At 58.9% G+C, this 11,814-nt stretch carries 12 protein-coding genes; 8 read left to right on the top strand and 4 right to left on the bottom strand.

Annotated features, from left to right (window positions below):
• Window positions 1–316: 316 nt before the first annotated feature.
• From FJE54_RS04215 to purE, 4 genes are all read right to left on the bottom strand, one after another.
• Entirely contained in the window at window positions 317–1,279 is a 963-nt protein-coding gene (locus FJE54_RS04215) for a PRC-barrel domain-containing protein (RefSeq protein ID WP_180326555.1), read from the bottom strand.
• Window positions 1,280–1,365: 86 nt separating this feature from the next.
• The gene (locus FJE54_RS04210) at window positions 1,366–2,493 is read right to left on the bottom strand and encodes a VanW family protein (protein ID WP_139651480.1); all 1,128 of its coding nucleotides are present in this window, start codon (window positions 2,491–2,493) and stop codon (window positions 1,366–1,368) included.
• On the bottom strand, window positions 2,490–3,419 hold the full coding sequence (locus tag FJE54_RS04205) for a hypothetical protein (RefSeq protein WP_139651479.1): 930 nt from the start codon (window positions 3,417–3,419) through the stop codon (window positions 2,490–2,492). Before FJE54_RS04205 ends, FJE54_RS04210 begins: the two co-directional genes overlap by 4 nt.
• 281 nt (window positions 3,420–3,700) lie before the next feature.
• Window positions 3,701–4,171 carry a 5-(carboxyamino)imidazole ribonucleotide mutase gene (gene purE / locus FJE54_RS04200; protein WP_139651478.1) on the bottom strand — a complete coding sequence of 157 codons (471 nt, stop codon included), beginning with the start codon at window positions 4,169–4,171 and terminating at the stop codon, window positions 3,701–3,703.
• A gap of 420 nt (window positions 4,172–4,591) precedes the next feature.
• On the opposite strand from purE, the gene FJE54_RS04195 reads away from it, so the two are divergent.
• The 8 genes from FJE54_RS04195 to FJE54_RS04160 all read left to right on the top strand — a co-directional run bounded on the left by FJE54_RS04195 (window position 4,592) and on the right by FJE54_RS04160 (window position 11,798).
• Window positions 4,592–5,419: a helix-turn-helix domain-containing protein gene (locus tag FJE54_RS04195; protein ID WP_139651477.1), complete on the top strand. Its 828-nt coding sequence runs from the start codon at window positions 4,592–4,594 to the stop codon at window positions 5,417–5,419.
• Window positions 5,420–5,793: 374 nt separating this feature from the next.
• On the top strand, window positions 5,794–6,486 hold the full coding sequence (locus tag FJE54_RS04190; RefSeq protein ID WP_180326554.1) for a 4Fe-4S dicluster domain-containing protein: 693 nt from the start codon (window positions 5,794–5,796) through the stop codon (window positions 6,484–6,486).
• 2 nt (window positions 6,487–6,488) lie between these two features.
• Window positions 6,489–8,618 carry an aldehyde ferredoxin oxidoreductase N-terminal domain-containing protein gene (locus tag FJE54_RS04185; protein ID WP_139651475.1) on the top strand — a complete coding sequence of 710 codons (2,130 nt, stop codon included), beginning with the start codon at window positions 6,489–6,491 and terminating at the stop codon, window positions 8,616–8,618.
• Between the two features lie 35 nt (window positions 8,619–8,653).
• Window positions 8,654–9,115 (top strand): hypothetical protein, encoded by a 462-nt coding sequence (locus FJE54_RS04180; RefSeq protein ID WP_139651474.1) that lies wholly within the window; start codon window positions 8,654–8,656, stop codon window positions 9,113–9,115.
• Window positions 9,108–10,346 (top strand): aminotransferase class V-fold PLP-dependent enzyme, encoded by a 1,239-nt coding sequence (locus FJE54_RS04175; RefSeq protein WP_139651473.1) that lies wholly within the window; start codon window positions 9,108–9,110, stop codon window positions 10,344–10,346. The genes FJE54_RS04180 and FJE54_RS04175 overlap by 8 nt, the downstream gene beginning before the upstream one ends.
• Window positions 10,347–10,358: 12 nt before the next feature.
• Window positions 10,359–10,967, top strand: a complete 609-nt coding sequence (locus FJE54_RS04170; protein WP_139651472.1) for a hypothetical protein — start codon at window positions 10,359–10,361, stop codon at window positions 10,965–10,967.
• Window positions 10,968–11,214: 247 nt separating this feature from the next.
• Window positions 11,215–11,502, top strand: coding sequence for a type II toxin-antitoxin system Phd/YefM family antitoxin (locus FJE54_RS04165; RefSeq protein ID WP_139651471.1), 288 nt, complete (start codon window positions 11,215–11,217; stop codon window positions 11,500–11,502).
• Window positions 11,502–11,798 carry a type II toxin-antitoxin system RelE/ParE family toxin gene (locus FJE54_RS04160; protein WP_139651470.1) on the top strand — a complete coding sequence of 99 codons (297 nt, stop codon included), beginning with the start codon at window positions 11,502–11,504 and terminating at the stop codon, window positions 11,796–11,798. Before FJE54_RS04165 ends, FJE54_RS04160 begins: the two co-directional genes overlap by 1 nt.
• The last annotated feature ends 16 nt before the right edge of the window (window positions 11,799–11,814 follow it).

The raw sequence follows: 11,814 nt of genomic DNA, 5'->3' as shown, positions 1-11,814 counted from the left end.
GTTAAGTATAGCAATAATATTAGCAAATGGCATCATTTTCCCATGTTGCTGTGGAAAATAGCGAATGCCCCTACCTCATATAGGGGTTGTCGGCGCGTGATTGACGCGAGAATGGGAACACAGGGGGACGGTCCTTTTGTGCTCTCTTTTCTGGTGCTCGCTCATGACGAGGCCGACGTTGCAAAAAGGGCATTTCAAGAGGACAGGAACACAAAAGGACCGTCCCCCTGTGTTCCTGTGCTCCCTGTGCGCAAAAAAGTGCCCCGCTCCTCGATAGGAACGGGGCACCGATTCGTATAAACTCTCAAGCGTGCTGCTATTCATCAACACTCATCGTAAGCAAGAGTACCGCATCGCATTTCTGAGCATCGGCGAACACCTGCTCGGTGATTTCCTCACCGGCTTCGAGCACAAGCGAACCATCTTGGCTTACCACGCGCTCGTTGAGTACCTTCCCCACGAGAAACGAACGCAGCTCGGCATCGGGATCATCCTCAGCCTCTTCGGCGGGATCCTCTTCGGCTTCAGCTTCCTCAGCAGCCTCGTCTTCGACGGGCTCTTCGCCAACCCCGCCATCCTCGACGGGTTCTTCAACAAGCTCGTCTTCTTCGCCTTGTTCAAGCACTTCATCGACGATTTCGGCTTCTTCCGCCTCGTCCTCGGCGACCTCCACCATACCCTCGTCGGCTCCTTGCTCGATCTCTTCGACAGCTTCGGCGTTATCCGGCTCGACAGCCTCTTCTTCGTCGGCCGGTTCAGCTAAAGGGGCCGAATCCTCGGCTTCCTCATCAGAGCCGTTTGCCGCTGCAGAGCGAATGTCGGCATCGGTTTTCGTGCCGTCGTCGACAAACACGAATTCCCGCGCGAAGAACACGTAGCTGTCCGACTCGAATGAGCCGCCGTCCTCAAGATCGATTTTCGTGATGCCGCCGAACGCGGTATCGATGTCGAAACCTTTGACAACACCCAAATGGCTGCCGGCGCGCGAGTAAACGTCGAGGCCGACCAGATCGAAATTGTCCTCGAGAGCGCCGCGTGCCGTCAAATCGGTCGTTGCGAGAAAATCATCGCGGCTTTGGATGGTCATGAACGTATCGCCCACGGCAAGAGATTTCTCGAACGGAAGAACGAGCGAGGAATTCGTGCTCGAACTCGAAATGATGTAGTGGCTCACCCCGCACGAGTCGCAGTCGACGATGACCCCCTTCACCTTGCCGACCTGCTTGCGATCGTCGATGGAGACGACCCCCTTCGTCAGAATCGATTCGTTCGTTTCCATGCCCATCCTTTCCGAGCCGCGCCGTCGCGCCGCCCTGCTTTCACCCAAGCTCTTCGCTGATCAACTCGGCGATCAGACAGCGCTTACTATTTTGAGGGGTCGACGCCGCCTTCCCCTACCAGCACATCGGACTGCACCGAAACCTGATACGTATCGGTCGACAACAGATCGTTCGACACCATCACGCCATCGCGGTACAACACCCGATACGATTCCGCCACGTAATACGTAACGGGATCATCGGGACCGAGCCCAAGTTTACTCGGATCGATGTAGACCTCCGAGGCCGGCACATCAAAACGATCGATAATCTTCGATGTGGCGTCGATCGATTCGTTCTCGCTCGCCTTCACGCCGTAAATCTTCACCTCAACCGTCTGCCCGAGCGCCGTCGCACGGACGAACATGCTCTGATCGGTGTTATTCTTGATGCGCAGATCCTTCTGCCCGTAGGCAAGCGTTGCATCAAGGCCGATCGGAGCGTAGTCGCACACGATAGTATGAGGGTATCGCTCAACTATTTCAAGATTTGCTTTAAGCGACGCGATGTAGAGCGCCGTTGAAACCTGGCACACACCGCCGCCGCGCCCCTGCTCGATGGTCGTCCCGTTAACCACCGAGGTAACGAGATAGCGCTCGTCTTTCGAAGTGTCGCCGAAAAGTTCGTTGACCGAAAGCGTTTCATCGGGCTTGATCTCTACGCCGTCGAGCTCCTTGGCGGCCAAATCGATATTCGACGCCCGGTCGGGGTCGTCATCTTGCGAAATGGCTTTGTATTCACCGAGGCAGACGAGATCGGCCGCGCTACCCTCTTCGCCAACCACTTCATCGATGAACTGATAATCGTCCGCGTCGGTTCCTGCAGCATACTGATCAGCCATGGTTTCATCGGCCGTTTTCCATAACACGGGATTGCCGAACGCCATGACGGCGGCGACGAAAAGGCTGCATGCGATCGTGAGCGGGGCCAAAAGCCACGACGGTCGGGGGCCACGCACGGGTTTGGGGGATCGCGCAGAGGCGCCGGCCACTCGGGGCGAGACCGGCGCTGCGGCACCGGCGGCTCGGAGAGGCACCGGCGCTGCGGGCTTCGGCTCCGTCGGCACCGCGACGCGCGAAACGGGAGGCGCCGAGGCGCGGGAGGCAGACGAGGCGCGAGGCGCGGAAGAAACCGACGGCCTCACGGTTTTGCGCTTTGCGTGCTTTCCGCTCATCGAGGCGCCATCCTCAACACGGCATCGACCTTCATGGCTTCGACTGCCGTGAGATCGGAGGCCGACTCCTTCAGCTCGATCGCTCGGCGCTGGGCCTCATCGAGCTTGCCGGCTTTCACATAGCAGGCGATCTCTTCGATGGACGCCTTGCGCACCGTCGTGCGGTCTTCCGCGCGCTCGGCGCATTCGGCGTACAGCTTCGCGGCAACCGCGAACAGGCCCTTGTCGCGCAAGACCGTGGCCTTGGCGAAGTAGCTGGCAGGATCGAACACCGTGGGGGCGGGGGGCTTGGGAGCAGCGACGGGCTCGGGCTCTGCGACGGGCTCGGGCTCTGCGACGGGCTCGGGCTCTGCGGCGGGCTCGGCCTCGGGTTCGGGCGCTGCGGCGGACTCGGGTTCCTCTTCCCGCTCCTTGGCCGCAGGCGATTCGTCGAACGCTTCGACGGGCTCGGTACCGAAGGCGGTCTCTTCGGCTTCCTGCGCGTGCTCGCCCTGATCGCTGCGGAGCTCATCGCTTTCATGCAAAGCGGGGTCTTCGCACTCCGCTGACAGTATCTGCGTTTCCGGCATTGCCGGGTTCGGCTGCGGCTGCTGGTGCGCTTGGTTGGCGCGACGGGCCTCCCCGGATGCACCGCTGACCGACCTTCGGGTACCTTGGACAGGCGACGATTCGCGGCTGCGCCGGTTTTTCGAAACGGCCATAGTGATGAAGTACACCGCAAGGGGCACGATGATGCTCGCGACCGCACAGGCGGGGGCCGCCCACCGCTGGGATGCGACGATGACGATCGCGCAAAACGCGACGACGGTGGCGGCCAAGGCCGCAAATGCAAGAACCGTAGCCTTAAGCTGCGATTTCGTTCCACTTTGCTTGCATCCGATGACGGCACCGCCGATGACCACCACAGCCATCATGCCGATGCCCAACCAAGACCCTTGCACGCGCCATCCCGTCCGTCATTGCCACTGTTCAATCGCCGAAAACCTAATTCTAAGCATTCGATTGCGCAAATGCATTGCCATAGTATCTCATTTGACGGAGTTTTCCCACATCGGCAAAGGATCAATCCCCATAATACCTTCAGCGGCGGTTGAAGAACCGGTTGAAACGCGAACGGATGTTTCACGTGAAACATCCGTTCGCAGTACGGTCGGGATTTCGCGGCGGCCGCACTGCGGAGACGCTTCCCGCGGGGCGGGGCGAAAGCCTACGCCTCGGCCATACCCGCTTTGAAGTCGGCGATCTTCTGGCGCGCCTCGTCGCAACCGGTACCGAGTATCTGCACGGCGAGGATAGCCGCGTTCTTCGCGCCGTTGATGGCAACGCAGGCAACCGGCACGCCGCTCGGCATCTGCACCATGGAAAGGAGCGAATCGAGACCGCCCAGATCGCTCGTCTTCATGGGCACGGTGATGACCGGATTCGGGGTGTACGCCGCAACGACGCCCCCGAGATGGGCCGCCTTGCCGGCCGCCGCAACGATGACGCGGATGCCGCGATCGACCGCCGTCGATGCCCATTCGTGCACTTCGGCGGGCTTGCGGTGCGCGCTCGCCACCTTCACCTCGTAAGGAACTCCGAACTCTTCGAGCTGCTTCATGCACGGCTCCATGGCGGGCATATCGCTTTCCGATCCCATGATGATTCCGACAAGCGGGGCAGTGGCTTCAGCTGGCATTCAAACTCCTTTTCGCACGAAACGCTTCCGATGTGATGGAAATCAGTGTAGCGAACCCCGTGCGCTGACGCTACTTCCAATCGGTTGAGAAGTAATCCAGAGGCGCTTTGAACCGATCCTGCGCAGCGCAGCACGGCGGGTGTCGAGGAGAAATTCCCTCTCTTCTCGGTATTTGGGGGTCGACGCCAACGGATCCCTTCGCCGAATTCGAACCTTGACCGCCCCGCTCGCCTATGCCGTTCAACCGTGAGCTGAATTTCCGAACACCGTGCGCGCGTCACAACTACAATGAAACAGGGTTGTTTTTCTCTTAACGAAGCGTTGGGATACGAGCAGGTTTTTTAGTAAACCACGGACATCGATGCTGATTCGCACTTTCCTGAGGGGGCATTCTTCGTGAACGTCAAACCAAGGTTCGGGATGAAGGAGATTTGTCAGTTCCTCGGCGTGTCCTCAACCACCATTCGCAACTACGAGCGCTATCTGAAAGAGCGGCGCTACGAAGTGCTGGACTCAGGGCACCGGAAGTTTACCGGGTCGAGCTTCACGCAGCTGTACGATCTTCGCTTCATGTCGAAAATCGGGATGAGCATCCAGGACGCGGCGGCAGTCTGCCAAGACGACAGCATTGCAGCGAGAATCCAAGCCTACGTACAGGGCGAGCAGGAAATACGATTGCAGATCCAGTATTTGAAGGCTTCTCTGCGGGAGATCGAAGAGGTGAAGAAGTGCCTCGGGGCGCTTGAACCCGGACAGGCCAGCTACTCTTTCACCAACGTGCCGGGCTTCTTCTACCTCGAGTGCGAGCGCGACGGTAAGCTGTTGAACAGACCCGACGAGATGGAGCTCATGAAAGAGTGGACGGCGAAGATTCCCGCCGTGTACTACATGAACCGCGACGTGATGGAGAATTCGAGCGGCAGCGAGTGGAGCTATCGGATGGGGCTCGCCATATCGGAAGAGCATTCGTTCCTCGTCCCCGTCAACCACAGGGCGGTTTTGCATATACCCGCCAAGACCTGCATCACCGGCATCGTCATCGACGAGAACAGCCAATCGCTTTCCAGCAGCGATTACCGCTTTTCGGGAACGTGCCTGAGAAACGCGTTGGAATACCTGAAGCAGAATAACCTCGAGCTGGCCGGCCAGGTTTTCCATCGCATGGTCGGCAGCATGCTCACCGTAAAGGACTCGAAGGGAAACGTGGTTACCGGCGACCTCTGGTACGGGCTCTATCCTGTGAAATAGCCTACCTTCCGCACCTTTTCGCCCTGGCGGCCAACGGCCGTCAGGGCTTTTCCAACGCCGCCCGAACACCGTCTGCGCAACGGATTATCAGGCATGCTCGCACACGAAAAAGCAAACTCGGTTTGCATTTCCCTCATGCGGGATCACGTCGCCTTCCGCGGTCGGACAAAGGGGCGGCAATACCCGAACTTCTCGAGGAATAGCTGGTTGCAGCTTGTTTTTCTCTCTTGGCTCAGCCGCCGCCCATCCGTGCAGGCATGCACTCACTGTATCCGAAGCAGGATAAACGGGCCCCTTGCTTCCCAACGTGGTTCGGGGCGCACACTGTATGCACTGGGTTCCCAGCTAAAGGAGACGAAAGGAAGAGAGGTATCATGGCGGACGAATCAGTTCAGTATCCCGTGTCAAAGGGTTTCCTGCTCATCGACACAAAGAAGTGTTCGGGCTGTATGAGCTGCATGATGGCGTGCACCTTGGCCCATGAGGGCGGAATCGATCTCTCGCATGCAAGGATTCAAATCAAGAAGAACGTGTTCGGCACCTACCCCGACGACGACATCGAGCAGTACGTGTGCAAGCAGTGCGCCAATGCGCCATGCGTCGACGCCTGCCGCTTCGAAGCGCTCACGGTCGATCCCGTATCGGGCGTTCGCATCATCGACGCGGAAAAGTGCACAGGATGCCAGTTGTGCATACGGGCATGCACGTACTCACCCTCGCGCATCGTTTACGACTACGACAAACGCATCGCGCTGAAGTGCGACCTCTGCACGAACACGCCTTTCTGGAAGGAAGAGGGAGGCGTGCGCGGAAAGCAAGCCTGCATCGACGCCTGCTCGCTGTGCGCAATCGCGTTTTCGCGAGACATGCCCGAAACGGAGGCCGGGTACGAGGTCAACCTTCGCACGAGCCTGCATTACGCCCGAGCGATGTTCCCCATCGACGACGCCGGCATGCAGTCGCCACGGGAGGCGCTCGAACAGGCGGGCTTGCGACCGGTTGGCAAGGTGGCGGGCGTCTACGACAGCGCCGTCGAGACCGACGTCGTAACGAAAGGGGAAGAATAGCTATGGCGACGAAAGGCTGGGCAGGAAAGATCGCGCATGTCGATCTGACAATCAAAGAAGTCAGGATCATCGAATCAGACCCCTATGTGGAATGGTTGGGCGGCCATGGTCTGGCAAGCGCGCTGTTCTGGGATTTCTGCGAAGACAAAACCGTTAAGCCGTTCGACCCGGAAAACCTCATCGTCGTTGCGGCCAATCCGCTTTCGGGCACGCTCGTTCCCACGGCGGGCGCCCGCGTCGAGATCACGGGCATCGGCGCGTTCGCCGATCATGAATGGTATACGCGTTCGAGCATGGGAGGCCGCATTGCCGGGGGCATGAAGCGCGCTGGATTCGATGCCTTCATGGTTACGGGCGTCTCCGAAGAACCCGTGTGGATCAACGTTGTCGACGGCGAAATCACCTTCGAGGACGCGTCGAAGTGGTGGGGCTCCGAGAAAGACGCCTGGGGGATCCAGAAGGACATCATGGGGCAGCTGACCGGCGGCGCACGCGACGACGAATGGTACACGGTCCCCGGTTCGAAGCGCAAGACCCTGATCAGGCCCGCCGTCATGTGCATACCTCCGATATGCGAACGGCTCGGGCGCGTGGGCGGCATCATGCACGATGCGAACCACATTGCCGCGCAGACCGGCTTCGGCGCGGTATGGGGATCGAAGAAGCTGAAGGCCGTCAGCTTCACCGGTACCCAAACCTTCGCTATCGCCGATCCGACCGAGCTGCTCGCTTTGCGCCGCGAAGTGTACCTGAAGCGCGACTACAAGATAGACCGACCCGACGAGGTGCCCTACGATCCCTTCGTCGAGTACCATCAGTACAACATTCCCGGGCAGGGAAACGTCATGGAATGCCTCGACTACCTGCCGCACCGTCCCGAAGCATGCGAGGGCTGCCCCACGGCGTGCCGCTCCATCTTCCCCGACTCGCTGGGCAACGAATCGTATTGCGTCGTCATGGCCTGGGGCAGGGGCAGCGAGGACACCGCTGAAACCGGGCGCAAGAACGCCGACATATTGAACAGGCACGGCATCAACGCATGGGAAGTCGGCACGCCCGCCTACGTGTACTCGCTTTACAAGCGCGGGCTGGCTGGACCGGGCAAGAAGATCGATACCCTCGATCTCGACTTCACGAAGGTCGGCACGCACGAGTTCAGCGCACGCTTGCTCGAGATGATGATCAAGCGCGAGGGGCTGGGCAACGAGCTCGCAGACGGGCTCGCGCGCGCCGCCCATGCGTGGGGAACCTGGGATGAGGATTCGACCACAGGCGAACTCACCCATCCGCAATGGGGCTACGGCGAGCACTATTCGCCGCAGGTCGAAACCGACTGGAGCTTCGGAAGCATCTTCGGCGAACGCGACATCAACGAGCACAGCTTCAACCACTGGATCTACTGGATGCCCATGGCCACCATCAAGCTGCTAGGAATTCCCCCGCTCCTGACCGCAGAAGACCTAGTGGATACCATCTCCCGTACGGCGAACGGCCTCGACCCGCGCTGCTGGGACTACAGCGAGGAGAACTGTTTCAGCGATTACCGCCGGGAATGCGTGTACTACTACCGCCATTGGACGCGTGTCTGGGAACAGTCGCTCACCTTCTGCGACTGGGGCTGGGCCGGCGAGCGCATCAACATGAACGATCCGTACAAAGATTATTTCATCGACTTGGACGATTACGGTTGCAGATTCTACACCGCCGTAACCGGCTTGCCGCTCACGAAAACGCAGTCGTACGAAATCGGCCGCCGCATCTGGAATCTCGACAAGGCGATCTGGACCCTGCAGGGCCGCCACCGCGACGACGAGGTGTTTGCGAACTACGTGTACGAGCGCCCGAACCCCGAAGACGGGTTGTATCCGATGTACCTTGACGGCGAGTGGGTCTACGCTTCCGGCAAGGGCCGCGTACTCGATCGCGACAAGTTCGAAAAGTTCAAGGGCCGTTACTACGAGCGCGAGGGTTGGGATCCCGAAACCGGTTGGCCGACCCGTGCCGCGCTGGAAAACCTCGGCCTCGCCTCCGTAGCCGATGCCCTCGAAGAGGCGGGGAAACTCGGTGACGACCACGGCAAGCCGCAACCGGAGAAGGCTGCCTGGCAGCTTGCCGAAGACGACGCGAACTAGCGCAGGCCTACCAGGGACGATCGAAAGAGGACACGATGAACGACGCGAACGCCCTTCCCTTCGCCGAACCCCTTTCCGACAAGGGCGGGCTTTTCATGGAGTACCCGACGGTCGAAGAGGTTGCACGGTATGTGCGCGATCTGCCCTTCGAGCAGCGCCTGACGATTCTTTCCCAAGGATTTCACCGCGGGCCGGCAGAGGTCCATTGCTATAACCTGAAAGAATTCGTCATGGCGCTCGCGAAGCGGGAGTTCGACAACCCGGCGGGCGGTGTTCGCGTACTCGATTTCGACAAGGTCGTCTTGTGGCTAAACGATACGATCGGAGACACCGCTTTAGCGGATGCGGTTCGGTCAATTGCCGACGATGCGCCCAATATGGCCGAAGCGACCGACCGGACCAGATTGACCGTGTTCGTACGCGTCGAACAGTACAACGAGGTCCTCGAAGCGCTTTCCGACGAAGAAAGGGCCGAGCTGGGGGGATGGCATGCTTGACATCAAGGATGACTTCCCCCTGCTCGCAAACTACAATGAGCAAGGTACGCTCATCTACGTCGACAACGCCGCGACGACGCAGAAACCGCGCTGCGTGCTGGACGCCCTCATGGAATGGCATACCGTGCGCAATGCGAACCCCCACAGGGGATCCTACAAGCTGGGGTCGTTGGCGACGGATCTATACGAGCATTCCAGAGAGAGCATCGCCAACCATATCAACGCCAAAAAAGACGAGGTCGTCTTCTGCCGTAACACCACCGAAGCGCTCAACCTCGTTGCCGCGAGCTTCGGGCCGACGGTGCTTGAGGCAGGCGACGAGATAGTGCTTCCCGTATCGGAGCACCACAGCAACCTCGTTCCCTGGATGCAGCTTGCGCAGGCAAAAGGATGCCGGCTCGTCTATCTGCTGACCGACAAGCTGGGCAGAATTTCCAAGGACGAACTCGACAAGAAGATCACGCCGAGGACGAAGATCGTCGCGCTCGCAGAAGTGTCCAACGTGCTGGGCACGCGTTTTCCCGTAAAGCAGATCGCGGAGCGCGCCCACGAGGCCGGCGCCTACGTTGTCGCCGATTGCGCGCAGAGCTTTCTGCACTACGGCTTGGACGTCCAAGACCTCGATGTGGATTTCGCCGCGTTTTCCGCCCACAAAGCGTTCGGCCCCGATGGCATCGGGGTGCTCTGGGGCCGAGAAGCGCTGCTCGAAAAGATGCCTCCGGTACTGTACGGCGGCGAGATGGTGCAGAAGGTCACCTGGGGCAAAGCGACCTTCGAAAAGCCTCCGCTTCGATTCGAAGCCGGAACGCAAAACGCTTCCGATGCCTTCGCCTTCATGGCTGCCGTCGGCTACCTCGAACAGATAGGGCAGCAGGCCATCAGGGAGCACGAGGATGCGCTGACGGCTCGCCTGCTTGAAGGCATACGCGACATCGCCCCTTTGCACGTGTACGGCAACCCCTGCATGGCCGACGATAGAAGCTCTATCGTCGCGTTTAACTTCGAAGGTCAGGATCCACTGCTGATCGGCAGGTTCCTCGACTCCCACGGCATAAACATCCGCGTGGGCACGCACTGCGCGGAGCCCTTGATGACGTATCTCGGGACAGGCGCAACCTGCAGGATCAGCCTCGCCCCCTATAACACGCTCGACGACATAGACGCGCTGATCGATGTGCTCCGCGACGCCCCGAGAATGATCGTCAGATCGGTATTGAAGAAGAGGAAATGAAAGGAGATCCCTATGGAAAACGCTGAGAATAAAGAAGTGGTCGTCAAAGGTTTGATTCCCATCGGCAACGTGGGCGGAGGCTTGGGTTTCGGGTACGCCAGCCTCTGCGTCGCCTTCGCGGCGAATGCGTTCGGTTTCTGTTTCGCCGACGGGTTCGCCATAGCGATCGGCGTCGTGCTGCTCGGCTTCTTCGTAATCTACCTCGTGGGCGGCCTGTATTTTTTGAAACAGGGAAACACGCTCGTCGGATCCATCTACATCGCCTTTTCGGTAGCGTTCGGCCTGTACGGAGGTGCCGTGAACATTGCGGGAACCATCTGCGCCGCTTTGGGCATACCGTGCGACTTCACCATTGCGGCCTTCGCCAACCTCCTCGGCGGAGCGTACCTGCTTTTGCTCTTGCCTGCGATGAAGGGCTTCTCGAAAGTCGATTTCATCTGCTTTTTGTTCTCGGGCATCGGCGTGTTCTCGTTCGGTTTGGCGGGACTTGGGTTCGCCCCGTTCAGCATGGTGGGCGGCGCCTCGTTGGCGGTAGCGGCGGCGACGGCCTACTACGGAAGCGTGACGACCTGCTACGCCTCGGTCGGCAAACAGCTTCCCGTGGGCAAGCCTTTCTTTTAAGGGAATGCGAAGAGATACGCGCTCGCAAGGCTGCCGTACCGCACGGGCACGGTAGCCTTAGGCGACAAAAGCTACGTCGCACATCCGCATGCATGCGTGCGGCTTGCGCACGCTTTGGCGACCATGCTTCCATGGAGCGAATAGGTACTTCCTTGTCACTTCAGAGATCGATAGTTTTACATGTTTTAATATGTAAAACTATCGATCTGTGGTACAGTGTATATGCGAATTGAAAGGAGCCCATGGTATGCCTGAGGTTAAACCGATTACCGAACTGCAACGCAACTCCGCAGCACTCGTCGACGAAGCGATGTCAACAAAGGAACCGATTTATCTTACGCGTCACGGTCGATCGGTTGTCGTAATGGTGGATGCCGAAGCCTACGATAAGCAAATGGATCTGCAGAAGCGCATTTTCGATCGCGAAATGCGCGTACTAGACGGTATCATGAGAGGGCGCGAGGAGATAGCGAGAGGGGAAGGCATTCCGCTCGAAGAAGTACTCGCGGATGCAGACAAACGCTGGAGTCTTTGATGCCTGATCCTGTACGCGTTGTCCTCTCCCCTACTGCAGCAAATGCCATACGATCAATCAACTCGCAAAGCGACTATGCCAAAGTGAGGAAAAGACTTCGTGTCCTTCCCTACGTTCCCGAAATGGGTCATCCATACGACCCCATCTATGAAGCCGCAAGACCTCCTTGCGATGTACTTGTAACCTATGCAGGTCACTATGGAATCTACTACACGTATGACGAAGAAAACGGCATCATTGCCGTTGAATACGTTTTGAACCAAAGAACCGATCCAAATACAAGGTTTTCCAGTTAACGTATCATAGCGATAG

This window comes from Raoultibacter phocaeensis, assembly GCF_901411515.1.
Taxonomy (GTDB): Bacteria; Actinomycetota; Coriobacteriia; order Coriobacteriales; family Eggerthellaceae; genus Raoultibacter; species Raoultibacter phocaeensis.
Note: the sequence above shows the minus strand (reverse complement) of the source record. Positions and strands in the feature narration are given on the sequence as shown.